At 41.4% G+C, this 26110-nt stretch carries 16 protein-coding genes and 1 tRNA gene; 14 read left to right on the top strand and 3 right to left on the bottom strand.

What is annotated here, in order from left to right:
- Nucleotides 1-1648: 1648 nt before the first annotated feature.
- The 12 genes from mnmG to GKR41_RS00260 all read left to right on the top strand — a co-directional run bounded on the left by mnmG (nucleotide 1649) and on the right by GKR41_RS00260 (nucleotide 16521).
- A complete protein-coding gene (mnmG, locus tag GKR41_RS00205) occupies nucleotides 1649-3583 on the top strand; it encodes a tRNA uridine-5-carboxymethylaminomethyl(34) synthesis enzyme MnmG (protein ID WP_226809858.1) in 1935 nt (644 codons plus the stop codon).
- A 147-nt stretch (nucleotides 3584-3730) separates the two neighbouring features.
- Nucleotides 3731-4387, top strand: coding sequence for a 16S rRNA (guanine(527)-N(7))-methyltransferase RsmG (rsmG, locus tag GKR41_RS00210; protein WP_226810268.1), 657 nt, complete (start codon nucleotides 3731-3733; stop codon nucleotides 4385-4387).
- An 898-nt stretch (nucleotides 4388-5285) separates the two neighbouring features.
- On the top strand, nucleotides 5286-5588 hold the full coding sequence (locus GKR41_RS04030; RefSeq protein WP_420885657.1) for an ATP synthase subunit I: 303 nt from the start codon (nucleotides 5286-5288) through the stop codon (nucleotides 5586-5588).
- A gap of 217 nt (nucleotides 5589-5805) precedes the next feature.
- Nucleotides 5806-6654 (top strand): F0F1 ATP synthase subunit A, encoded by an 849-nt coding sequence (atpB, locus tag GKR41_RS00220; RefSeq protein ID WP_226809859.1) that lies wholly within the window; start codon nucleotides 5806-5808, stop codon nucleotides 6652-6654.
- Between the two features lie 60 nt (nucleotides 6655-6714).
- Nucleotides 6715-6984, top strand: a complete 270-nt coding sequence (gene atpE, locus GKR41_RS00225) for a F0F1 ATP synthase subunit C (RefSeq protein ID WP_226809860.1) — start codon at nucleotides 6715-6717, stop codon at nucleotides 6982-6984.
- Nucleotides 6985-7113: 129 nt separating this feature from the next.
- Nucleotides 7114-7584, top strand: coding sequence for a F0F1 ATP synthase subunit B (locus tag GKR41_RS00230; RefSeq protein ID WP_226809861.1), 471 nt, complete (start codon nucleotides 7114-7116; stop codon nucleotides 7582-7584).
- 2 nt (nucleotides 7585-7586) lie between these two features.
- On the top strand, nucleotides 7587-8123 hold the full coding sequence (locus GKR41_RS00235; protein WP_226809862.1) for a F0F1 ATP synthase subunit delta: 537 nt from the start codon (nucleotides 7587-7589) through the stop codon (nucleotides 8121-8123).
- Between the two features lie 66 nt (nucleotides 8124-8189).
- Nucleotides 8190-9731, top strand: coding sequence for a F0F1 ATP synthase subunit alpha (gene atpA, locus GKR41_RS00240; RefSeq protein WP_226809863.1), 1542 nt, complete (start codon nucleotides 8190-8192; stop codon nucleotides 9729-9731).
- Nucleotides 9732-9817: 86 nt separating this feature from the next.
- A complete protein-coding gene (gene atpG, locus GKR41_RS00245; RefSeq protein ID WP_226809864.1) occupies nucleotides 9818-10702 on the top strand; it encodes a F0F1 ATP synthase subunit gamma in 885 nt (294 codons plus the stop codon).
- A 64-nt stretch (nucleotides 10703-10766) separates the two neighbouring features.
- Complete coding sequence (atpD, locus tag GKR41_RS00250; protein WP_226809865.1) at nucleotides 10767-12158, top strand: F0F1 ATP synthase subunit beta; 1392 nt, start codon at nucleotides 10767-10769, stop codon at nucleotides 12156-12158.
- A 92-nt stretch (nucleotides 12159-12250) separates the two neighbouring features.
- The gene (locus tag GKR41_RS00255) at nucleotides 12251-12676 is read left to right on the top strand and encodes a F0F1 ATP synthase subunit epsilon (RefSeq protein ID WP_226809866.1); all 426 of its coding nucleotides are present in this window, start codon (nucleotides 12251-12253) and stop codon (nucleotides 12674-12676) included.
- A 1562-nt stretch (nucleotides 12677-14238) separates the two neighbouring features.
- Complete coding sequence (locus tag GKR41_RS00260) at nucleotides 14239-16521, top strand: primosomal protein N' (protein ID WP_226809867.1); 2283 nt, start codon at nucleotides 14239-14241, stop codon at nucleotides 16519-16521.
- A gap of 2332 nt (nucleotides 16522-18853) precedes the next feature.
- On the opposite strand, the gene GKR41_RS00265 is transcribed toward GKR41_RS00260, so the two are convergent.
- On the bottom strand, nucleotides 18854-20986 hold the full coding sequence (locus tag GKR41_RS00265; RefSeq protein WP_226809868.1) for a UvrD-helicase domain-containing protein: 2133 nt from the start codon (nucleotides 20984-20986) through the stop codon (nucleotides 18854-18856).
- 776 nt (nucleotides 20987-21762) lie between these two features.
- On the opposite strand from GKR41_RS00265, the gene GKR41_RS00270 reads away from it, so the two are divergent.
- Nucleotides 21763-21835 (top strand) — tRNA-Arg (locus tag GKR41_RS00270).
- Nucleotides 21836-22743: 908 nt separating this feature from the next.
- Here the strand turns inward: GKR41_RS00270 and GKR41_RS00275 are convergent.
- Nucleotides 22744-23514 carry a ferredoxin--NADP reductase gene (locus GKR41_RS00275; protein WP_226809869.1) on the bottom strand — a complete coding sequence of 257 codons (771 nt, stop codon included), beginning with the start codon at nucleotides 23512-23514 and terminating at the stop codon, nucleotides 22744-22746.
- Nucleotides 23515-23823: 309 nt separating this feature from the next.
- Complete coding sequence (locus GKR41_RS00280) at nucleotides 23824-25014, bottom strand: class I SAM-dependent methyltransferase (protein WP_226809870.1); 1191 nt, start codon at nucleotides 25012-25014, stop codon at nucleotides 23824-23826.
- 373 nt (nucleotides 25015-25387) lie between these two features.
- Between GKR41_RS00280 and GKR41_RS00285 the strand changes: the two genes are divergently transcribed.
- Nucleotides 25388-25783, top strand: a complete 396-nt coding sequence (locus GKR41_RS00285) for a dihydroneopterin aldolase (protein WP_226809871.1) — start codon at nucleotides 25388-25390, stop codon at nucleotides 25781-25783.
- The last annotated feature ends 327 nt before the right edge of the window (nucleotides 25784-26110 follow it).

Genomic DNA, 26110 nt, shown 5'->3' on the forward strand with positions numbered 1-26110 from the left:
GTATTTAATAGCTATAGTTTTACTAATCAGCTTTAGACACTAGTGTTTCACACTAGATATTCCCGCTTAATATTTCTAGAAAACTTCTGGGTGCTTATACCAGACCTTTCTTTTTTCTGTGGTAATACCATGTTGGGGCGGTTTTATATTCGATTTTCCTGGCTAATTTTTATGGCGAAATTTGATCGCTTTTAGTTCTGGCCTATATAGTAATGAGTCTCCGTCGTATTTTGAGAGCGTGTTTTTTAAAAATTACTATCTAGCTAGTATAACTAAAAATATAGTAGCTCACTCACATCGATATATTCGATTGCAGTCTTCATTTTTTAATTTTCTTAAATAAATATTTGTTAAAATCATAGATAATTTTTATATTAAAAATTCTAAAAATAGACAAAATTCTACAGTTGTGATCTAAATTGGAGTGTCTTTTTTAGTTGCAACTAAAGTATGTGGTTTAATTGCATATAGTCCGTTTATATTAGTTCTGTTTAGATTTTTTATTTTTGAAAGTTACGAATTATAATAAGTAAGTTAATTTTGCTTGCTTCATTGACTCTTTAAAGCAGCTGGTTCGAATACGAAATTTTCGAACGATTATATGGTCTGTGTCCAAAATAAGTGTTTTGCCTGAAACTTAGTGCATAGCCGTATTACTTCTGATAGAAGGCAGCTATGTATATATTCTAGTGCTGAAATTTGTGAAGACGAGATATTTGGATTTTTCTAATTGTAGAAGAAATACCAAAAGGTTTTCTATAGATATAAAACTCTTTATCAATAGATATTAACCTAATTTACGCAAAATTAGAGAAACTGCTATTAAGTTATCAACTAGTATTTTTTCTGCTGTGAATTAGCGATTCCGATATGCGAAGTATTGTTCTCGATCTGCGCAATATGGATCGAGAACAATAATTTTAAGCCATGAAACTAGTAGCATATTTTTAGGCATGTTTTTTGATCTCAAGATCTATTAGAACTAAACGATAATGGAACTCAAAGATTTATAGTGTTCAATATGCACCATGCATGCTAACTGCTTAGATATGCGAGTATAGTATTTCAATTGCATTCGATATCGTAGTATATTGCATCCATCATCGGGTTATTTTTTACTGCGACTCGAGTTAATTAGAGAAATTCGATCAGCCTAGGTGCGATTCATTGCGTCAGATACTTAAGAGATTTCTATAATTTATTACTTAATGAGCAATAGATATCGTCCGAAAACCACTACCTCGTCTATATCATCAGTCGTTTTGAGATCTCTATCTAGTGTTCTTTCTAATGCACTATATCGAATCACTCGTATATACGCTGACCAATATTAATTGGAGCATGTACAACTGTGAGAATGATTTGTTACAATCACGCGTTGAACTAGTAAAGGTCATGACTATAGCGAGTATAGTATCAAATACTATGACTTCATATCCAATACATCACTGTATTGCAACTATGTTTGTATGCAAAATTGTTTGAAATTCTAGAAAAATATCGTATGGTGACTGAAAGCACTTCACTTGCCGAATAAAATAAAAGGCTGTATAGAGTGTCTCTTGGGTAATTTTAGGTAGATAGGCCAGTAGAGTAGGCTTTCTGCTCTTTTTTCTGGGGTACGTGTTTAGGGTGTTGCGTTATTACTATGCTTTATCCCACCGAATTTGATGTTATCGTAGTTGGTGGCGGACATGCTGGCACCGAAGCTGCACTTGCTGCTGCTCGAATGGGCGTTAAAACTTTGTTGTTAACACATAACATTGAAACAATTGGCCAGATAAGCTGCAATCCATCGATTGGTGGTATTGGTAAAGGACACCTGGTTAAGGAAGTCGACGCTTTAGGGGGAGCCATCGCAACAGCGGCTGATGAAGCTGGAATCCAATTCCGTATTCTTAATTCGTCTAAAGGGCCCTCTGTTCAGTCAACGCGCGCGCAAGTTGATCGTCTCTTATATAAATCGGCAATCCGTCGTCGTCTAGAAAATCAACTAAATCTATGGATATTCCAACAATCTGTTGATGATCTCATTATTGAAGGAAATCGTGTCTCAGGAGCCGTTACTCAGATCGGAGTTCGATTTAGGTCCCGTGCGGTTGTCTTGACCACAGGCACATTCCTAAACGGAAAAATTCATGTAGGTTTAAATAGCTATACGGGTGGGCGTGATGGCGATTCGGTAGCAGTGTCACTTTCGGCACGCCTCAAAGAACTAAAATTACCTGGTGGGCGATTAAAGACAGGCACACCACCCAGGATAGATGGTCGATCTATAGATTTCTCAAAACTGGAAAAGCAATTAGGTAATCTCAACCCAATCCCGATATTCTCGTTTTTAGGTCGACCTGAGCAGCATCCTCAGCAAGTTCCATGTTGGGTAACACATACAAACCCTCAGACGCATGAAATCATACATAGCTGCCTAGATCGCTCACCAATGTATACCGGAGTGATCGAGGGTGTCGCACCTCGTTATTGCCCGTCAATCGAAGATAAAATTCATCGATTTTCTAACAAAGATTCCCATCAAATTTTTTTAGAACCGGAGGGACTAACAACAAATGAATTTTATCCAAATGGCGTCTCGACCAGCTTACCATTCGATGCACAACTTAACCTAATTCGTTCGATGAAAGGTCTTGAGCATGCCCATATTCTGCGACCTGGCTATGCAATCGAATATGATTATTTTGATCCACGGGCACTAAAGGCATCATTAGAGACAAAAGCAATCGCAGGACTGTTCTTTGCTGGACAAATCAATGGAACTACTGGGTATGAAGAGGCGGCTGCTCAGGGGCTACTAGCTGGCATTAATGCAGGGTGTTTTGTGCAACAACAACGTGATGCATGGGTACCACGTCGCGACCAGGCATATTTAGGTGTGCTCGTTGATGATCTTGTAACGCAGAGCATTTCTGAACCCTACCGGATGTTCACTAGCAGGGCCGAATACCGATTAAGCTTGCGCGAAGATAACGCAGATACTCGACTCACTGAAATTGGTTGGGAATTGGGTGTTGTCGATAAAGTGCGGTTCTCGTTTTTTTTGCATAAACGCGATGCCGTTTTACGAGAAACAGTCCGATTAAAATCTATATGGGTTACCCCGCAAACCTTACTAAAAGAAGACGCAATTGCGTTTTTAGGTAAGCCTATTGAGCATGAATATAGTTTAGCGGACTTTTTACGCCGTCCTGGAGTTAGCTATGATAAGTTGATGGCACTACAAGATAGTCGCTATGCGCCATCTGACGTATTATCTGACGAGCCGGAAATGCTTGCGCAAATCAAGCATCAAGTCGAAATTGGAGTAAAGTATCAAGGCTATATTGAGCGCCAAGCAAGAGAGATCGCACGGAATGAAGCGTATGAAAATACCAGGCTTCCAGTAGATATAGACTATACACAGGTCAGTGGATTGTCGTTTGAAGCCCAACAAAAGCTGAATCATTTTCGCCCTGAAACTATGGGCCAAGCCTCACGGATTTCCGGCGTGACGCCAGCTTCCATTTCACTATTGATAGTGCACCTAAAGAAAAGCTTAGGTCGATTGATATTTACAAAAGTGCAGTGCTAGAGAATACTTTTATCTTTGAATAAAGGCTGTCGATCCTATAACAGGTGCCTCTTCCAGCAGATATACCGTATCATGATCCGCACTAGAAGTGACCGAATTCGAGGTGGGTACGAAGATTATGCGGCGCAACAGATAGAGCTTCAGAAGTTGCTGCGTGATGGTGCTGTCGAGCTGGGAGTTGTGCTATCAGAAGAGCAGATCGTCGGATTATTAGACTATGTTGCTTTGTTATCAAAATGGAATGCAGTCTACAACTTAACGGCGATCTGCAATCCACGTCAAATGGTAATACGGCATCTTCTCGATTCGCTGGCGATCGTACCGCATATTGCGGCTCTATTGCCAACTTCGTTGCTTGATGTTGGTTCAGGTGGTGGTCTACCAGGAATTGTGATTGCGTTTGCTATGCCATTCTGCGCTGTAGTAAATAACGATATCGTTCAAAAAAAAACCTCGTTTCAGCAGCAAGCTAAATCAGTCCTTCGACTGCCTAATTTATCTATAGTTACTGGACACGTAGAAAGGTTGCGTGCCGAGACTAACGTACTACCTCGATTTGAGGCAATTGTATCGCGCGCCTTCTCGGAGTTAGCTGATTTTGTTGCGCTCTCTCGGCATTTGATCGCGCCAGGCGGGGTGTTATGGGCTATGAAAGGCACTTACCCAGATAAAGAGATCGCTCGGTTACCAGCTGGCGTGACAGTGCAACAGGTTATTCGGCTTACCGTTCCATCGCTTGATGCCGAGCGGCATATTGTTAAAATAGCTATAGAGCCCGACTGTATCGGGATACTAGATTACTAAAATTATAAATCGATGATACTGGTTAACCCCGCTGAAATCTGGGTAATAAAGAACTATGCGTATCACTAATCGAGCAAGAGAGCACATGATTTTTTATCGACTAGTATATAAGGTACATGCCTGTGCTGATGCTCTTCGATAATATATTTTCTGGCCTAGTTAATGCCGTCATAAGATTCACGAGGAGTGATGCACTTTATATTTAATAATTAAATCTGATGAATTATGCTACAACAATATAGGTATTTATTAAATTAATGAGGTTATTTTATCTAAAGTTTGATTGGTTGAGGATACTAACTACATCCTATTAGGTTTCTTCTTGATCGTGTGGTCGCCTAAATGAGGGAGATCATGCAGAACACAGCATGCAGTCAGAAGTATACGTATTCAGGATACATATGAATAAACGGCCTAGTGTAAAATTAAAATCAATCGCTATAACTTCGAAAGACTATTGGTTGACCTTGGCGACTTTAATATACGAGGCATAGTATTTTCTAGTACCCATTTAAATATATAGATGCACTTGGATGGCAGGGATTTTGCATAGCTGCAGCTAACCTACCTTATTAAGCTTCACAAGACTCCATAGGATTGGTCTTCTTCCGTAAATTTAGAGTAGCGTTAGCGGCTTTATTATCTCGATCGATCAGAGTCTTTCTATAACGTGCATTGACGCCATATAAAATATATATGGCGTCAATGCACGAAAACCTAGGTCAGATAACATTTATATACACCCTTCACGTATAAGGGTGATAGGCTTGTACCGGTAGAGGTCATTGAATACGCCACAGCAATAGCCTACAATCGTCCGTATTTATCGGTTTTAGTATCGCTGAAGTTTAATGACAACTAGCATTCTAGCCTAGAAAAAGCAAATTTCTTATAAGTCATGAAGCTAAGGCCTGCCAATACGAGTAATGATCATGGAGATAAACTGAAGGACAATAACAGCGCGCAGCTGATATTGATTTTTGCTAAACACATATTCGAGTTTTGGCGAAGCCCTACATTAGGTGTTAAGCTAATAAAAATTGTGATAGTACAAATAGTTGTATCATTAGTAGCGGCGCTCGGGTGGTGGATTTTTAAAAAATCGCCAGGTAATGCTGTGATGTCCTTGTCTTTAGGTGGGTTAGTATGCTGGGTGCCAAGTGCGTTGTTCGCGGTACTCCTGAGAAAAAAGAGGCACTGAGAGCATATTTTCTTTGGTGCTAAGCGAAGCAGTGAAAATCGCATTAACAATCGTGTTGTTTATTTCCACCGTTCTACTGTATCAAAACGTCTGCTGGCTTGCGCTGCTTGTCACCTACCTCGTTACGTTGAAGGCAACATACTGGCTCATGCTGGTATAGCGCTGACTGGCGCGGTACCCGACGAAGCAGATTTTCGATTTATTGGGTTGACACGTCATGATCGCTAGCGTAAGAACGCATCCGGATCCGTCCGAGTATATTCAGCATCACTTGCAGAATTTTGCATCAAAGCATCAAAGCTTGATTCTCGATTTCTCGGTTATTAATATCGACACGCTATTTTGGTCAATTTCGATGGGTCTAGTTACTATTGTGATATTGGCTATTGCTGCTTGCACAGTAACAACGGGTGTTCCTAGCCGCTTCCAATGCGCGATCGAAATGTTAGTCGAGATGGTTGAAGACCAATCTAAAGCTATTGTCTGTGGAGATCGACATTTTATCGCCCCACTAGCACTGACCCTATTCCTTTGGGTTGCATTAATGAATTCTCTAGACTTTATTCCCGTCGATCTACCTGGAAGTGTTATCCAATGGATTGGATTGTCAAATATGATTCCACATCATCGGCTTGTGCCAACTGCTGACTTGAATGGTACATTGGGTATTTCGCTGGGCGTGCTTATTCTGATGTTGTATTACAGCGTAAAGATAAAAGGGATTAAAGGCTTTATGCGTGAGTTAGTATCAGCTCCATTTGGCTCGAATCCGTTTCTTTGGTTGCCTAATCTATTGCTAAACTTAATTGAGTTTCTTGCAAAGACCATTTCGCTTGGTATGCGATTATTTGGGAATATGTACGCTGGCGAGCTACTATTCTTATTGATAGCGTTGCTAGGTGGTATATGGGGATTTGGGATGGATACAACGGTGCTTGGCTTTATTGGTCACGTACTTGCTGGGAGCATATGGGCAATCTTCCATATCCTTATCGTATTGTTACAAGCCTTTATTTTCATGATGCTAACGCTGGTTTACCTTGGCCAGGCACATGAGTCTCACTAAGGTTTTGCAAACATAAAAGTTTGAATTTCAAGTTCTTAAGTCTTTTAAAAAGGAGTGATTATGCAAGCTTTCATTGCCAACGTCCAAGGACTGACTGCTATTGCTATAGGCATCATCATCGGTTTGGGTGCGATAGGTGCCTGCCTTGGTATTGCGCTGATGGGTGGTAAATACATTGAGGCATGCGCCCGCCAGCCAGAATTAATAAATCCATTACAGACCAAAATGTTTCTGCTTGCAGGTTTAATTGACGCGGCGTTCCTGATCGGTGTCGGTGTAGCTATGCTATTTGCATTTGCGAACCCATTACTATCTAAGCTTGCTGGATAAGTTTTTTGATTAAGCACGCGTTGCATGATGTGCGTCGTATTAAAGAGCGGGTGAAATCTTTGCTAGGTCTTGTGGAAATATTCCTGCTTTTAATAATTCCGGAAAAGCTATAGTTGTTAAGGAAACACCGTGAATCTAAACGCAACTTTGATTGCACAAATGATCGTGTTCCTGACCCTTGCATGGTTCACGATGAAGTTCGTTTGGCCACCGCTTATCGGCGCGCTTGATGAGCGGGCGAAGAAGATTGCTGATGGGCTTGCTGCTGCTGATAGAGGTAAAGCAGAGTTTGAGGCAGTACACAGGCAGATTGTAGAGGAATTAACAAAAGTGCGTAATGAAGCACAGCAGCGTATTTCAGAGGCCAAAGAGCAAGCTCAACTTGTGGCCGACGAAATTAAGCGTAATGCACAATCTGAGGCGGCAGGGATAATCAATCGAGCAAAAATGGAAGCTGAGCAACAAGTAATTAAGATCCGTGACGCGTTGCGAAGAGATGTTGCTATATTAGCGGTCAAGGGTGCGGAGCAGATCTTAAGGCGAGAAATTGACCAGAACACACATACAGAACTACTAAACAAGCTGCAAGCCCAGCTTTGACTATGACCGAACTAGTAACTATTGCTCGTCTGTACGCTAAAGCCCTATTAGATATTGCGTCAACTAATCGTGTGTCTTGGATTACATTAGTTCAGGAGTTATCGCAAATTGTATATTTTCCAGAAGTTCTCTCGGTTGTATCGAACCCAAAGATGAAGTGCCAACAGATTGTAGACTTGCTACTTTCCGAATTAAAGTCACCATTAAAAAGCGTACCCGCTGCGAGAAACTTCGTACAGATGCTAGTAGAAAACCACCGGGTTCGGTTGTTGCCTGAGATCGCTACCCAGTTTAGCGCATTAGATAACACAGAGGAAGGTTTAACTAATGTAACTATTGAGAGTGCATTCTCGCTCGACGGGGATAAGCTGTCTAAACTAGTTGTGGCGCTTGAACGCAAGTTCCAACGAAAGTTAAAGCCAATATTGAAGCTTAATCCTGCACTGATTGGAGGCGTGCGGGTGACGGTCGGTGATGAGGTACTCGATACCTCTGTCCGCGCGCGGATTGCGGATATGCAAGCAGCGTTGATTGCATAACTAAATTATGATCCGGCTACATCAAGCTAACGTGTCATGCAATAGCATTAAACATTAGGAGTGATTATGCAAATTAACCCCTCTGAAATCAGAGAGCTAATCAAGAGCCGGATCCAGGGGCTGTCCGATAATGCTGACATCCGCAATCAGGGAACCGTAGTATCTGTAGCAGACGGCATTGTGCGAATCCACGGTTTATCTGACGTGATGCAAGGTGAGATGCTGGAGTTTTCTAGAAATACCTTTGGCTTAGCACTGAGTCTAGAGCGCGACTTAGTCGGAGCAGTAATTTTAGGTGAATTCGAACATATCTCCGAAGGAGATACAGTCAAGACAACGGGCCGAATCCTCGAAGCTCCGATTGGTCCCGAATTAATTGGGCGTGTCGTTGATGCGTTAGGCAATCCGATTGATGGCAAAGGGTCGATCAACGCAAAGAGCGCTGATGCGATTGAAAAGATCGCGCCAGGAGTAATCTGGCGTAAGTCGGTATCCGAGCCAGTTCAAACGGGCCTAAAATCGATCGATTCGATGGTACCAATCGGTCGTGGTCAGCGTCAGCTGATTATCGGTGATCGGCAAACCGGAAAAACCGCTTTGGCCATTGATACAGTTATTAACCAGAAGGGTAAAAATCTGACGTGTATCTATGTTGCGATCGGCCAGAAAGCGTCGTCGATCATGAATGTTGTTCGCAAGCTCGAAGAGCATGGAGCAATGGACTATACTATAGTCGTAGCTGCCTCAGCATCTGACTCCGCCGCAATGCAATTTATTGCACCATATGCTGGTTGTACGATGGGCGAATACTTTCGTGATAGAGGTCAGGATGCGCTAATTATTTATGACGACTTGACAAAGCAAGCATGGGCGTATCGTCAGATATCGCTGCTTCTTCGTCGTCCTCCGGGACGAGAGGCATATCCTGGTGACGTGTTCTATCTGCATTCGCGTTTGCTTGAGCGGGCGGCACGCGTATCCGAAGAATATGTCGAGAAGTTTACAAAAAGCGAAATAAAGCATAGAAGTGGATCACTGACTGCCCTACCAATCATTGAGACACAGGCTGGTGACGTGACTGCATTTGTTCCAACTAATGTTATCTCAATTACTGATGGCCAGATCTTCTTGGAAACTGATTTATTCAACTCCGGTATTCGTCCGGCGATTAATGTCGGTATTTCAGTGTCACGGGTTGGTGGGGCAGCTCAGACAAAAGTGATTAAAAAGCTATCTAGTGGAATTCGGACTAATTTAGCGCAGTATCGTGAGCTTGCGGCATTTTCGCAGTTTTCGTCGGACCTGGACGAAGCGACCAGAAAACAGCTTGAGCGGGGCCGTCGTGTTACAGAATTACTTAAGCAACCACAATATCAGCCTCTGCGAGTTTGTGAACTAGCTGTCGCACTATTCTCTGCGAACCATGGATACTTAGATGATCTAGAGGTGAAGAACGTTCTACCATTTGAAAAAAGTTTGAATGACTTTCTAAAGCTTAACTATGCCCCAATTATTGAGCGTATAGAAGATAATAAAGATTTAAGTAAAGATGATGAAACTGCGCTGCATGTAGTGATTCAAGGCTTTAAAAAATCTTGCACCTACTGATTCGTGATCTTAAGAACATAATCAAAGTTTGCTTTACATTACGCATTATGAGGATTGGCCGTGCTGTTTCAGAGAAGGAGTAAGCAATGGCTGGAATGAAAGAAATCCGCGGAAAAATCAACAGCATTCAGAACACGTGCAAGATCACAAAAGCTATGGAAATGGTGTCTGCATCCAAGATGAGACGAGCACAAGAACGTATGAGAGCAGCACGTCCGTATGCTAATAAGGTGCGCGATATTATTACACATATGAGTGAGGCGAATCCGGAATATTGTCATCCATTTATGGTAAAAAACCGGGGCGCAAAGAGGGCGGGCATTATTGTTGTAACTACTGATAAGGGCTTATGCGGTGGTATGAATACAAACGTTTTGCGCACGCTAGCGCAGAAGTTTAAAAGTTTCGCTGTGCAAGGTATTAAAACAGAATCAACTGCAATCGGCAGTAAAGGCGTCGCCTTCTTAAGCGGTCTTGGCAGTGAAATCTTATCTCAGGTTACTAACCTAGGCGATACTCCACACCTAGAGCAGTTGATCGGTGCGATTAAAATACAGCTTGATCGGTATTCTCAGGGTAAATTATTAGCAGTGTATCTGGTTTACACGCGTTTTATTCATACGATGAAGCAGGAGCCAATAATCGAGCAACTGCTGCCATTAACAAATGAACGATTCGAAAAGCGTTTAGATATAGACACCCCCCCCAAGTTATTGTGGGACTATATCTATGAGCCCGATGCGAAGTTAGTAATTGATGATTTAATGGTTCGCTATGTAGAAACGCTTATATATCAATCTGTTATTGAGAACATGGCATCTGAGCAATCAGCGCGCATGGTAGCAATGAAAGCGGCATCTGATAATGCAAGGACGGTTATTAATGACCTCCAGCTTATCTATAATAAGAGCCGTCAGGCAGCGATCACCAAAGAACTATCAGAAATTATCGGCGGTGCAGCAGCGATCTGAGCATTGTATAGCTAAAGCCACAGTCCACTCGCTTAGAAAAAATTAAGTATTTAAAGGAAATACAATGAGTACTAATGCTTTGGTAGAGGGCAAGATTATACAGTGCATCGGTGCCGTTATTGATGTTGAGTTCCCGCGTGCTCATATGCCAAAGATTTACGACGCGCTAATTCTAGAGGGTAGTGATTTAACCCTCGAAGTCCAGCAACAACTTGGCGATGGCGTTGTACGAACGATTTGTTTGGGATCATCAGAAGGTTTACGCCGTAGGCTAATAGTAAAGAATACAGGTAATCCGATTACTGTACCAGTTGGTATGCCAATCCTTGGTCGGATTATGGACGTTCTTGGCCGGCCAATTGATGAGGCGGGTGAGATTTCGCACGAAAACACACGATCAATCCATCAGAGATCGCCGGCGTTCGATGAACTATCTCCATCGACGGAGTTGCTTGAAACCGGTATCAAAGTAATTGACTTAATTTGCCCATTCGCAAAAGGTGGGAAAGTAGGCTTATTTGGCGGCGCCGGCGTAGGTAAGACGGTAAACATGATGGAATTAATCAATAATATCGCGAAGAAGCATGGAGGTTACTCTGTATTTGCGGGCGTGGGTGAGCGTACTCGTGAAGGAAACGACTTCTACCATGAAATGAAAGACTCAAACGTTTTAGATAAAGTTGCGCTAGTGTATGGCCAAATGAACGAGCCGCCAGGTAACCGGCTACGCGTAGCGTTAACAGGCCTGACAATGGCTGAGCACTTTCGTGATGAAGGTCGCGATATCCTGTTCTTCATCGACAATATATACCGATTCACTTTAGCGGGTACAGAAGTGTCTGCCCTGTTGGGACGAATGCCGTCCGCAGTGGGTTACCAGCCGACGCTCGCTGAGGAAATGGGCAAGCTGCAAGAGCGCATTACGTCAACAATAACTGGCTCGATTACTTCAGTACAAGCTGTGTACGTTCCAGCAGATGATTTAACTGATCCATCTCCAGCAACTACGTTCGGTCACTTAGATGCCACCGTTGTATTGTCGCGTGACATTGCTTCACTAGGTATCTATCCAGCAGTTGATCCGCTTGATTCGACGTCACGTCAGGTCGACCCTAACGTGATTGGTGAGGAGCACTATAAAATAACGCGGAGTGTTCAACAGACATTACAACGTTTCAGAGAGCTACGCGATATTATTGCAATTCTTGGAATTGATGAACTATCAATGGAAGATAGGCTAACAGTAGCTCGTGCGCGTAAGATTCAGCGTTTCTTGTCACAGCCATTCCATGTGGCGGAAGTGTTCACGGGATTACCTGGAAAGTATGTGCCGCTAAAGGAAACGATTCGTGGATTTAAAATGATTGTTAATGGCGAGTGTGACGATCTACCGGAGCAAGCGTTTTACATGGTTGGTTCGATCGACGAATCTTTCGAGAAGAAAAAAGATATTTAATTAGTTTTTTGCTTGTATTAATATTAATAACGTTAAGATAATAAAAACCCATTATTCTTATCTCGAAGATTTATACCTCACTATTAATTAATATGACAACTATTAAAGTGGACGTAGTGAGTACCGAGGAAAGTATTTTTTCCGGAAACGCGAAATTTGTTTCGCTCCCGGGCGAAGTGGGTGAGCTTGGCATTTTACCGGGCCACACTCCATTTATCACTCGTATCCGATTAGGCTCTGTACGTATTGAGGACGAGAATGGTGATGAACAGTTTATATTTATCGCTGGCGGGATCCTTGAGGTGCAGCCTAGAACAGTAACAGTGCTCGCAGAGACTGCGATTCGTAGCTCAGAATTAGACGAGGTGAAAGCTGAGCAGGCACGTAAGTGCGCCGAAGAGATCTTGCAGAATACTAACTCGAATATTGAGTATGCTACAGCTCAAGCTAAGTTAGCTTATGCTACTGCCCAACTCGCGGCTATCGCACAACTACGCTGTCGTAACCGACGGCGTTGAAAATATATCCGCAAGATGTTTAAATTTATACTTGTTTATATATTGAAAATATCTTGAAAAATAAAAAAATCTAACACTTATTTTGCCTCTATCGCAAGATAAGTAATTACTTGAATATGTTAAAAATCTCAACTTAATTACTACCCTTATAAAGAAATCGTGCATAGGAGTATTTACTTCGTTATTTATCTAGCTGTCGCTTTCTAAAAATACACTGAAGATAGTTGTATATTATTGACATTAATTTAATGACTACTTAATTATCTTAATAAGAATTATAAACATAGTAATTTTATTTATTTCAATACACGGCATCTAACTATAGCAGCTAATAACTGGTTGTGCTGTGTTAAGCTGCACGCGTTGCTCAATTTCTTGAGTACTAACCAAGCCTAGTAGTTAAAAAAATTTTATTTCCCTTAAAACAAGATTTAAATTCCCCTAGTTTTATAGAAATAAAAACACCGAGCTTATAGAGACAACTAATTTAGTGTAGTGCTGGTCTTCTGCTATAAGTGGCATGCATATTACGCACAATATATTAAGTTTTAATCACATAAACATTCGATTATCTAGCAGTACCTATAAAATCCAAGAATCACTCCTTGAATTGTTCAAAAAAATTGTGAGAATTTTATGCAATAATGCATAAATGCAATATTTATTGCTAATTTCAATAAATTATCTGAGAATTTATTAACAGTCTTTTATATTTTATAAATATTGATTATTGTTGATGGAATAAACTATTACCAGACTCTATGCGAGTCTTATATCACTCAATAGTTTTTTCTCTGAAAAACTACACTGTAATTCACAATTTTGCTAACGATACTTTCTATGCGTATAGTGGAGAAAACTAGAATATATTTAGATAGTACGTGGGAGGGTTATTGTTTACGTGAGTAGCTACTAGCACTCGATGCGGCAGATATTATGCAGTAGCCGTTTGATTACCACACGCTAAAGAGGCGATCTATTTATAGACATTCACAATCCCTGAGACAATATGGGCCTGAGATCTAATTCCTAGTCAGGGGATATTGCACACGCCCTATGTAGTTTAGAAAAATTACTCATTTAGAAAAGTTACTTAGCTAGCAGTGCTAGTTATCGATAAGATGCTAGCCCGTTACTGATGAGTATAATACGCATGCGAGTAGAGAGATTACTTGATAAAGTAATTTGGGTGCAAATGTATTGTGTACTTCACCTACATAGGTCCAGCAGATGAGCGACATCCACAATTATTATCATAAACACCTTTTAAATCAAATTGGATAATGAACGTATTTATAGCATTTCAACCTGTCGGACTACTATGGGGCATTTTCTGTAACTTTTTAGAAGTATACGGCCAACTTATACACATTCTTCCGGGAGCTTTTTACATCATGGATGGTACAAAACCATAGCATTACATTCTTATAATTGAAGGTCTTTTATATTAATAAATATAATCGATTAATTTATAGCTGAACGATATTATTTTAGATAATTCCTATATTATTATCATCTCAGCTTAATGTATTAGTTTCTGTAGATACACGATTTAGTAACCGATGTCTTTTTGTTACGTTAGAGTTGCTCTAGACTACCCTCGTTCAGCGCTATACGATTATTGCTGGGCCCTGCCATTGCAACCCCTGCCTGGTATGCTTGTCCAGGTACAATTTAGGTGTCGTCAAACAGTAGGACTTGTCATCGAGGTTGTGGATACGACTAACGTGCCACTGAATAAATTGCGAGATGTGCAAAATGCATGCATTAATTGTCCTCCTCTAAACAAGGAGTTGCTTCAATTAATCTCCTTTGCCGCAAGCTACTATCAGTATAGTCATGGGGAAGTAGCATTGCTAGCACTGCCTCGGGCGCTGCGCGATGCTGCTCGTTGGCCCAAGTTATTTGCTCAGAAGATAATCTATCGGTTAACAGAATCTGGACGTGATAAATTACCGGATATATTACCAGCTCGAGCTACGGGGGCACGTCGGCTTGCCAAGGCATTTTTTCGGACAGAGTTGCTTAGCTCGGCTGATGTCCGATCTCTTTATTCTAAAGCCGCTGTAGTGCTTGAGCACTGGAAAGATCGCGGATGGGTACAGATGCAATTGTGTAGTGCTATTGAGTCACTGAAAATGGGCATAACGCACCCAATCTATGAGCAGCAATCTACAAATATCATATCGTCTCTAAACCAGGGTAAGGGTCCAAATCTCAATGATGAGCAGTATGCGGCTGTCGAGGCAATTGATGCCGCACGTAGTTTTATACCATATGTATTATATGGTGTGACCGGCAGTGGAAAAACTGAAGTATATTTGCACGGATTAGCTGCGTTGTTTATCCGACAACCTGATGCACAGGCTTTAGTGATGGTACCAGAGATCAACCTAGCCCCACAGTTCGAAGCGGTATTACGGGAGCGTTTTTCTAGCTGGCCATCTACTGCTTGTGTAACCTTACATAGTTCTCTAGCCGATGGTGAGCGCACCCGCAATTGGCTAGCAGCCCATATTGGGGGGGCTCGGATTATATTAGGTACACGTATGGCAGTGTTCGCTTCCTTGCCTCGTCTAGCACTGATTATCGTCGATGAAGAACATGAGTCTGCTTATAAGCAGCAAGAAGGACTATGCTATTCGGCACGAGATTTAGCAGTGTGGAGAGCCAAGCAGTTAGGCATTCCTATCGTGCTCGGATCAGCCACGCCGTCACTCGAGACGTGGTGGCATGCATGCCAACGCTGCCATACAACGTTGGTTTTATCTCGGCGAGCAGTGGGGGATGCGGTGTTGCCCAGGGTTCGTCTAATCGATATGACAATAGAAAAACAGGTAGGTCACTATCGATCAGGTGAGCTGTCGCTGTCACTTGTGCAATCGCTAAGGGATTGTTTAGAGCGTGGTGAACAAAGCTTAGTATTTCTTAATCGCCGAGGATATGCACCCGTTCTAACTTGTAGTGCATGTGGATGGGTTATAAACTGTTCGCGCTGCAGCGCATATTTAGTACTGCACAAAATCGAGCAGCGTATGCGATGCCATCACTGCGGGGGGGAGAGCCGAATTCCACAGACGTGTCCGGCGTGTGGAAACGTTGATCTAGCGCCGCTTGGCTTTGGTACGCAGCGTATTGAAGAGGCGCTTAGTGCTCTGGTGCCAAATGCGAGAGTATTGCGTATTGATGCCGATAATACGAAACGTAAGGGCAGTGTAAATACCTTATTGTCAGAAGTGCATGCCGGTGATATCGATATTCTAGTTGGCACGCAGATGATTGCGAAAGGACATAATTTTAAACGTGTTACTCTAGTCGGAGTATTAAATTCGGATGCCGCGTTGTTCTCACATGATTTTCGCGCCGGAGAGCGATTATTTTCCCAGTTAATACAAGTCTCAGGACGGGCTGGTCGAACAGGTGTTCGGAGCGAGGTATTAATTCAAACTAAGTATGTGCAACATCCGTTATACGCGTCTCTGGAGCGATACGATTACGTTGGATTTGCCGATGCAGCGCTAGCCGAGCGACGTGATGCACACTTACCTCCATTCGTTTTCCAGGCTTTGCTGCGAGCTAGCGCACATAGTTTAGATAATGCACTACGATTTTTAAATGCAGCCTCCGCTATACTTTATACAATACCTGGCGCTGAGTGCGTAACACGCTATGATCCAGTACCTCTCAATATCGTTAAAGTGATGCACGTGCATCGTGCGCAACTGCTACTTGAAAGCACTTCGCGCATAGCTCTACAGCGTACGATGCGCATTTGGGTACCGCAACTGCACATACTTAAGGGTGTATATCGCTGGAGTATAGAAGTCGATCCGCTTAATATTTAAGCTAGCATAAAAGCATAAGATTTTTCAATCTGTCTATTGGGGGAAGAAAAGTAGACCGAACAACTATGTTTGATTAAAATGGTTTGTGTAACAAATGATAAGTTTTCCGGTAATAGCTGAAATCAGCAAAAGCACTTTTATGCTAGCTTAAATATACGAATCTGTTAAATTATTAGAACTGCATACTAATTCCTTAAATCTTACGCATATTTTTCGGTATTTCGAACCTCGATTCAAACATATCTAACACCTGCTTATGCTATTTTAGCCATAGATTTATTTACAAACTATCACGATATGCCCCTTACGTCTTGATAGCTAGTAAAAGAGGCTTTGATGCAAAAAATATAGTTAAAAATTTAACTTTAGCATTAAAATTAATACATTGTAAATAACCCTTACAAAACAATACTTACGTTTAAGTATCTATATTTAAAGAGTATATTTAAAAAACTAATTCAGTAGATAATTAGCATTTTTATAAAAAATTTAAAATGTATAGTAGTTTAGCTACACGTAGTGACTACCGAGACTTATTGATACTCTGATATTAGAGAATATTTCGCTTTTAATCGATTAAAGAGGGGTACCTATAGACAGCTATTATAAGATAGGGCTATTTTATGCCAGCTTTGGTGCTTCTAGAGCGATTCGGATAAATATAAATAGAGAAAAAACTAGTGCTAGGATATAAAACTTTAAATAGAGTCAAATATCGAAAGTAAATTACCCATGTCATGCTCACATCAGCAACGTTATAATAATAAATATAGCTTGATAAGGATTTTATTGACTAATAGAGCAAGCCTATTAAAGGCTTGTAATAAACCAATAATATTTAATCTAATGTATTAGTATTGAGCATTAAGTGGTGCAGAGTCATGGTCAAAGATTGGCGCGCAGGACTAAAATAGATTACGATTTAGCTTGCTCAACTTTCACCTGTGCGTTCTGGCCTTGTACGGCAAAGATCACTAAGTCCTATCGTGGTGTCACAGTAGCTCTAAAGCTACCTTGTATATTAAGATTTCGTAGCCAGCAAATATCTTTGTCAGTGGTACTGGTGTTGACCACGATTCGGAAATTCGAAAAAAGTATATGATGAGGTCATCGACAATACCTCCTCTCTGGTTTAGCATGCACGAGTATAGCGCCTGACCCGGTGTTCTCGGTTTATTAATATTTTAGCTAATACTATTTGTAAGAACGCTCGTGCGCTAGCACCAGCTATATCTATAACGAACATATTGATACGTCGAACATGCCAGCGTCACTGCGCACGACGCAATGCTCATTAATCGTGAGCCGTAGTGTAATGGCATGTCCCCCCATCCTGCGAAATTAACCATACGAGCATGAAGTGCGTGATAGATCTCGTTGAGTTGGGTAAGTCTTGAGTTGAATCATGAAAGATTTTGGTGACGAAAACATAAAATCGTGCAAACATGCGGGAGGCACTAAAGGCGTGAATTCCTAAACATATATCTGTTCTATGTTGTTTGCATACCGCGTATGCTGTATCTATTTAGTACATGATCTGCGTGAGCACTGTCATGAGCATAATAGTTACTATTACTCCTGAAAGTTTCGCGTTGATCGAGATGAAATACAAAAGAGGGTCGTCAATATAACATGCATAGTTTTCGAGAGTCGTAACCAACCTAGAAAGGTTGCAATCGCATATTAGCATACTTCACTCTACGTGCCTGCCGTGTCCATTAAACTGGCTTAATGTTATAAACATGATGCTGATTACTAGTGCAGTCTATATCCCCGAAGATCTAGATTGGAATACGCCGTCGTTATAGTCGACAGCGGCGAATACGAATGGGTCTGCTATGCGAGAGGTACTCAGTTACTCGTCTTTTCTAGATTTCTCGAGGATGATCAGACTACGCCCCTAGCTAGATTAAAATCTTTGAGCAGATAGACATTTTTCACCAGTCTTCGCGAGACTGGTGATTTTTGATTAAGGCACTATCCTAAAATTTTATATTAATTGAGTGGGTTTATATTACTTGCATCGTGTAATTTTCTAGGCGCACCACCACCCTCATTGACTATGCTGCGTCAGCAAGCTTTGCTTTAGGTTTATCTTTCACGAGTCTCAGGCTAAGCTAGATATAGCTACTAAGCATATGTATATTGAGTGTATCTTAATCTCAATTACTAGGTGGACAAAAAATCACCGGGGCAACTCGCATATTTTTGCTATCTTCTTCTATCTATTATCAACACTCTTATGGATAGTTAGCATGCAACTTCGAGTGAAATATTTTAACTAATCCACGTTATCAGGAGGCCGTGTATTGTCTCTGTATAGAGTAATATTTTATAAACGCTTCTGAAGCAGGGCCATCAGGTTCTTCAGGCGCTCCTTCGGAGTCATAGGTGTTTCATCCGGAACGGGTGATAGCGCATTATCTAAACGCATTTCCGCAATAAAGCGAGATGGTTTGCATAAGATCGCTATTTTCGAGCGATTTCGCTTCTTACAATAATTTAGATGTAAGCTACGCTGTGCGCGTGTGATCGCGACATACATTAGACGGCGCTCTTCTTCAATCTGTACTGGGTTGATAGGCTCGTCATCGGTGTCACTATAGTGCGGGAGAATACCTTCCTCGACACCTACTAAAAATACGTGAGAGTACTCTAGTCCTTTCGACGCATGAATGGTCGACAGGTGTACCGCGTCTGGATTTTTTTCTTTTCCATCGAGCGCCGACATCAGTGCGACTGTCTGAATTAGTTCAAGTAGATTCTTACCGGAATCAGCTAGTCCATCTAAACTATTAGGGGCGAATGCATATTGCTCGTCATTATTAGAATTTTTACCGCCTGCTTTATCCGCTACACCAAGCGCAGTATCGAGTTCTAGCTTTGTACCCCTTTTTTTGAGCCACTTTATAAACTCGAGAACATTTGCCCACTTAGTCTGCGCGTGTTGCTCCTCAAAAGTATTATATAAGTGTTGCTCATAATGAATAGCCTCCATTAGGTTATCCAGTAATATCGTTGCTGGATCAGTGCTAGCTCGTGACGCAATACGTTGAATAAAATCGCAGAATACTCGCAATAGCTCGATTTGACGCAGTGAGAGCCACGTCTCAACGCCACCCATATAGACCGCCTCAAATAATGAGGCCTTTGCCTGGCTAGCAAATAAACAGAGAGTTTGTAGTGTTGCTTTGCCGATACCCTGTCTCGGTGTAGTGATTGCACGTATGAACGCTGGATTATTGTTATGATTGGCGATAAGTCGCAGATGGGCACAGATATCTTTAATTTCTGCTCGATCGAAGAAAGATTTTCCACCAGAAATTAGGTACGGAATGTGCTCACGTCGCAGCACCTGCTCTAAAATTCGTGCTTGAAAATTTCCTCGATAGAGAATCGCATAGTCGCGAAACTGCGTTCGCCGTTCAAACTTATGCGCCGATAGACGGAACACTACTGATTCAGCCTCATGCTCCTCATGATTACATGGCGTTACAGTAATAGTATCGCCCATTCCATGCTCGGACCACAATTTTTTCTTGAACAGTTTTCGATTTTGTGTGATTAAACTATTCGCGGCGTTTAGAATGCGTACTGTCGAGCGATAGTTTTGCTCGAGTTTAATAACTTTTAGAAGAGGGAAATCTTCCTGCAAGTGACCGAGATTTTCTAATGTTGCGCCGCGCCAGCTATAAATTGCCTGATCATCGTCGCCGACTGCCGTAAATGCTGAACGTGATCCTGTGAGCAACTTTAGTAGCTCATACTGGCATATATTAGTGTCTTGGTACTCATCTACCAGAAGGTAGTGAAAACGATTTTTCCATTTTTCGTGCACTAGTGCGTTCTTCCGGAATAATTCTGTAGGCAATAAAATTAAGTCATCAAAGTCTACTGACTGATACGCATCTAAAATAGCTTCATAATCATGAAATATAACTGCCGCTCGCATTTCGTCTTCATTCTGTGCAAGTGCACTTGCCTGTTCTGGCGTAACTATACCGTTTTTCCATAACGATATGATCGACTGTATTCTACGAATGAGCGCCTTGTCCGTCGTACCAACTTGCTCCTGAATTAAGGAAAAACAATCATCCGCATTCATGATCGAGAACTGCGGTTTTAAGCCGACATGTATTGCTTCTTGCCGCAGGATATGCATGCCAAGCGCATGGAATGTGCATATCTGAAGCTGCTTAATAGGGGATATTCGACTTTCCTTACTAGGTATCGTCAGTATTTTTCCCTTAAGCAACTTGCTAACCCGTTCGCGCATCTCAGCTGCCGCCTTATTTGTAAAAGTAAGTGCTGCAATATGACGTGGCTCAAAGCCTTTTTCTTCGATGAGATAAGCGATCTTCTGGGTAATAACACGTGTCTTACCACTTCCAGCACCCGCAAGAACGAGACATGGGCCATCACAGTAAATAACTGCGGCGCTTTGCTGAGGGTTTAGACCATACATAGACGTAGCTAGAGCGACGACAAGCGCCGCATGGACCTAAAGTACTAAAACAGATAGTGGTGCGATAGATATGGTCGGCTTAGCCATAAAGTACAGGGGATCGTCGGATTCAGCATGACATTCCGTGGCAATTTAGATATTACAATTATAAATTGAGCTATAGAATATAAAAAATAGATACCTTTATTAGGTAATGATAATTATATGATAATCTTTAAAATCTAGCATTAGTGTTAAATTATATCCATCCCATATAATATAGTCTCGAATTGTTTAAACCTGCTCAGTATTTAATGTCAGCATTAATTACTGGTATACTAAAAGTAAGATATTTACCGCCCGATAGGGGTAAAGATGCGATAAAAAATCTTTTAACTAGAAGTTATGAACGATATGAGCTCCATCTATTTTTGATCCTAGCTTAATAAGCTGGGACTGTGTTGAATTTTCTCTCTCACAAAGAATTTAATGGCATTTAGTACGCACTAAAGATATGGTAGAAGAAATACAAACTTATATATACCTGAGAACTAGGAAGCACTAAAGTTCGCGTTGCACTAGAAATTGAGTATAGAGCATGCAAGCATCAATATTTTATCCCATATCATATTACCCTTTAATTTTTAAAAAAATTAAAGGGTAATATGATATGTAACGGAATAAATTCATGGGGAATAATGGCTATAAGGGTAATTATTATTTAATAGACATTGCGGTTAAGGTAGCTTATAGTTCAAGCTCATTTAGCGTTCAAGTTTCAATTGCTTATGTGTAAAGCGCCCGTAGCTCAATGGATAGAGTACTGCCCTCCGAAGGCAGGGGTTGCTGGTTCGATCCCAGCCGGGCGCACTAAATAGCTGTTTTTATAAATTTTTTTACTACTTTATTAATATAAAGTGACATTTTTACACAAAAGCTAGATTAGAAGCCTCTGCTAATAAGCATTGTTTTGAGTTTTTAATTCGCTAAGTATGTGAACCACTCATGCGTAGCTTAGTCAACTTATGTAAGTTAGTTTTATTCTAATTTAGAACAACGCACTAGGTATATCGCTTGCTACTCAGCACGTAGTATGCAGTAGAAGACAGTATTCTAGAGTTCTCAAGATAGTAAGCTCGCTTTAATAGCGCAGACAAGGCAGGGAAGAAGCATATTGCGGTGCAAAATTATCGCTTCGCTTAACAGCCTACCACCCCCCGTACACATCTTACCAATAAATAAAGACTAAAGACGCTGCCATGTTGACTTAGGGGAAACAGCAGTATTCAGTATGGGTTGTCGCATGTAGTCGATTTCTTAAGACAATGATTTGTATGCGAGAGTAATCTAGGGTTAAGGCTAACAGTATCGTATTACACTTAAAAGTGTCAAGAACAGAGGCTGCGATGAGTAAAGATAACTAGGTTAATAGTGGTGTCCGTACGATTTACGTTCGCATTTAGCTTACCCATGCCTTGCATTACTGTAATCCGACGAGAATAGGAACAGATCTTCTCGTTATTGCACAGCAGGATATATGTCATCACATATAAAGACTAATTGCGCGGCTATTAGAAATAGCCATTTATTAAAAATACGGAGCTAGTCAAGAAGTGTTAAGATTTAGAGTGTACTAGGTCGACTGAATACTGTGGATCCTAACAATTTTACTTCATAATATGCAGCCTATCTAGTATAGGCTAGTGCAAACTTATCTAGTTTTAACAGGAGCGATGGATTGTACCGCATCTTGATAGATGCGCTCGTAAATCTGCGCGTCAACCAACAAAAGCTTTTTCGAAAACATAGTCACCTGGGGTTGAATTACTGCCTTCCATAAAATTAAAGCTATCAAGTAGCTTCCGTGTTTCATGAAGCATATGCGGACTTCCACACAACATGATTCGACTATTCTCTCTCGAGAACGTTGGCATGCCAAGCAAAGCGAATAATCTACCTGTTTTAATGAGCTCCGTAATTCGGCCACGATTTTGGAACGACTCACGCGTTACAGTCGGGAAATATATCAGTTTTTCTCGGATTCTCGCTCCTATATGCTCATGCATCGGTAAATGCAAAGTGATGTATTCTTGGTATGCGAGCTCATTAACGAAACGGCATGTATGCGTGAGCACAATTTTCTCATAACGATCGTAGATGTTTAAGTCTTTTATGATAGATAAAAACGGAGCCAGACCGGTTCCAGTAGACAGCAGCCATAGAGTTTTACCTGGAAGGAGGTTATCAAGTACTAACGTTCCCGTCGGTTTCTTTCCGACATAGATTTTATCACCTACTTTCAAGTGCTGCAGCCTAGAAGTAAGCGGGCCACTCTGTACCTTAACGCTTAGAAATTCAAGATTTTCCTCGTAATTAGCACTTGCTATACTGTATGCACGTAGTAGCAGCTTACCATCTACCTTCAAGCCGATCATTGTAAATTGACCGTTATCAAAACGAAATCCTGGGTCGCGAGTACAAGTGAAGCTAAAAATCGTATCAGTCCAATGATGCACACTAAGAATAGTTTGTTGGGTTAGGTTACTCATGCTATTTTAGCCGAATTAGTAGCGGTTTAGATTAAAACTTAGACAGTCCTAGGCCCCAATAAATTAGGTAATTTATCATTTTACCGTGTCTCATAAAAATGATCTGATAATGGCATATCTGATAATGGCATAATAGCGACTTGCTAGAATAAATAGAACACTGATATAGTGTCTTTTATAGAGCTCCGAAGCCGAGAGATTAAGCGACTACTATCGGCGCCTGACTCTAGCTGATCGAGTTAAGGTTTGATGACGGCAAATTTTATAGTGCAGTAAATAACAGAAAACGCTCTATTCTAGCCTTACAAGTTATAATGTATGCGAACGATCGCCGCCCTTGAAGGCGGCTAGTCTAGCATCAAATCCGCGACAAAATGCAATTACTTTAAATAGCTCGCCCATCTCAGACTCTGACAGCAGCTTTTGTACTATATTAGCTTTTGGCAAAAATCGGACTGAGTCGGTTGGATCTAGTTGCATAAGTAAATCTGTAATACCGGCGTTTATTAAGAAGTGCGCCTGTGATGTATATCCGAGTAAATGTGCGCCTGCGATACGGGCTGCTTGTTTAATAGCACTGAATTGCACGTGTGCGGTAATATCTTGTAAGCCTGGATAGAGGAATGGGTCGCTATGAGCGTGATGTTGATAGTGGCACATTAGCGTACCCTCCGTGCGTTGCGGATGATAATACTCGGCAGCCGGGAAACCATAGTCGACGAACAATGCGGCACCGCGTCCGAGTGCTGAGCACACCGTATACACGAATTTAGTTGCCGCCTCATGTGTCTCAGTGACGTAGTCGTGCTCGTTTGGAACATACGCAAGCGTGGCTGGTATTAGGGCGGGAATCAAAGGGCGATCGGCGAATACAAATCGACTTGCATCTATCACCGAGACACCGCGTTCATACCATAAGCTATCCTGACGCGCAAAAATACGCACCGGCATTGCATCAAGAACTTCATTGCCAACAATAACGCCATCCACGCGCTCTGGGATTGTATTGACCCACTGAACGCAGGGGATAAACCGCTCCGCAGTCTCTGCAATATATTTATGCTGCCGCTCGCGTAACGTGTCGGACAATTCTATGATCGTGTAGCGTGTACACTCGATACCTAACTCATCTAAAGTACGCAGTAAGACGGAAGCAAACTTACCTGTACCAGCCCCAAATTCGACTACGTGGCTAGTATTGGTAGCATTAAGTATCTCAGCCACTGGCTTGGCGAATGTTTGAGCAAACAGTGGCGTGAGTTCCGAGGCAGTAATAAAGTCGCTACCATCATCTGGGCTATGACCAAACTTAACCGTACTATTGCTATAGTAGCCCAGGCCAGAGGCATATAAGGCCAGTTTCATATACCTGTCGAATGGCATCCAACCACCAGATACGTCGATGTGTTGAATTATGTATCGTACCAAAGAACACATGTGCTCAAGCGCGGTGTCGTTGGGAATAGGTAATCCATATCGCTGCGTTATGTTTATTTGCATCTAGGTATTTTAAAGAGGCAACTTGTGATGCGCTAATTAGCATCTAAAACGCCCTTATTCATTTTGCCACAGCGTATTGTGGCATTTCGGAACCGGGTACAGCACTGAGTGCTAGAATTTGATAGAAGCTTTATCGAAACGAAATAGTATGAACATCTAGATAAATATCGAGGCTAGAGCTAATACATTAATGCGGTGTAACTTGACAGATGCATAACAAGTGCGGCATTACTAATCGATAGTAAGTAGTATCTCATGCCGCCGATATTCTCGTAATATGCATAGTAGCTTGAGCGTAATTCCCGCCCATCTATTGCCATAGCGTGTTGCACAACTCCGCTTCACTTTTAACTAGATTAATTTAGATCATCTTATGCTTTCCGCTCTTTCTCATCCGAGACTTATAAACTGTCGACGCTTATTCTTACGCAACTACGAAATTTACATTAACATTGGCGTGCATGATTTTGAGAGACATGCTGAACAGCGTGTCATTGTTAATATCGATTTGTTTATACCGCTGGTCAAATCAACGCCTCTCGCCGATGAGCTAGTCGAAGTTGTTGACTACGATTTTATGCGCTCGACAATTGCACAGCGCGTCTTGCGAGGACATGTTAATTTGCAGGAAACGTTATGCGATGAGATAGCTAATGCTATGCTGTCTCACCAGAATGTTAGAGCAGTGCGAGTGTCAACCGAGAAGCCTGACGTTTATCCTGATTGCAAGTCAGTAGGCGTCGAAATTATCCGTATCAAAGAGATTTAATATTAATGTATTAAGAACCTTAACCCACAGCAATAGATCATCAAAAAACAAGTGTCTAAGTAAGCAAACCGATAGACTTAACGAGATCACTCTCTACAACACCTATAACAATATAACAAGGTAAAGAAGCAAAACAATAGTTTATATCTGAAGAAAAGAAGGATGTATACTACACTAGTGTAGTGCTGTAGTAACATTTCTTATTGAAATCTATATCAACAATTAAGATACGTACAGTATTATCATTTCTACCGAAGGGTGGGCTAATGCTCTAGTATTTTTATCAAAGTACTCTATGAAAGTAGAGTGTTGTGAGTAAGTTTGGCG

Origin of the sequence: Candidatus Vallotia laricis, assembly GCF_020541325.1 — a bacterium.
Lineage (GTDB): Bacteria > Pseudomonadota > Gammaproteobacteria > Burkholderiales > Burkholderiaceae > Mycetohabitans > Mycetohabitans laricis.

Excerpts from the sequence above, each read along its gene's own strand:
- GKR41_RS00280 (WP_226809870.1), bottom strand. The coding sequence starts at position 25,014 with ATGCAAATAAACATAACGCAGCGATATGGATTACCTATTCCCAACGAC.
- atpA (WP_226809863.1), top strand. The coding sequence starts at position 8,190 with ATGCAAATTAACCCCTCTGAAATCAGAGAGCTAATCAAGAGCCGGATC.
- GKR41_RS04030 (WP_420885657.1), top strand. The coding sequence starts at position 5,286 with ATGAAGCTAAGGCCTGCCAATACGAGTAATGATCATGGAGATAAACTG.
- GKR41_RS00285 (WP_226809871.1), top strand. The coding sequence starts at position 25,388 with ATGCTTTCCGCTCTTTCTCATCCGAGACTTATAAACTGTCGACGCTTA.
- atpE (WP_226809860.1), top strand. The coding sequence starts at position 6,715 with ATGCAAGCTTTCATTGCCAACGTCCAAGGACTGACTGCTATTGCTATA.
- GKR41_RS00235 (WP_226809862.1), top strand. The coding sequence starts at position 7,587 with ATGACCGAACTAGTAACTATTGCTCGTCTGTACGCTAAAGCCCTATTA.
- atpG (WP_226809864.1), top strand. The coding sequence starts at position 9,818 with ATGGCTGGAATGAAAGAAATCCGCGGAAAAATCAACAGCATTCAGAAC.
- atpB (WP_226809859.1), top strand. The coding sequence starts at position 5,806 with ATGATCGCTAGCGTAAGAACGCATCCGGATCCGTCCGAGTATATTCAG.
- GKR41_RS00260 (WP_226809867.1), top strand. The coding sequence starts at position 14,239 with ATGTCTTTTTGTTACGTTAGAGTTGCTCTAGACTACCCTCGTTCAGCG.
- GKR41_RS00275 (WP_226809869.1), bottom strand. The coding sequence starts at position 23,514 with ATGAGTAACCTAACCCAACAAACTATTCTTAGTGTGCATCATTGGACT.
- GKR41_RS00255 (WP_226809866.1), top strand. The coding sequence starts at position 12,251 with ATGACAACTATTAAAGTGGACGTAGTGAGTACCGAGGAAAGTATTTTT.
- atpD (WP_226809865.1), top strand. The coding sequence starts at position 10,767 with ATGAGTACTAATGCTTTGGTAGAGGGCAAGATTATACAGTGCATCGGT.
- mnmG (WP_226809858.1), top strand. The coding sequence starts at position 1,649 with ATGCTTTATCCCACCGAATTTGATGTTATCGTAGTTGGTGGCGGACAT.
- GKR41_RS00265 (WP_226809868.1), bottom strand. The coding sequence starts at position 20,986 with ATGTATGGTCTAAACCCTCAGCAAAGCGCCGCAGTTATTTACTGTGAT.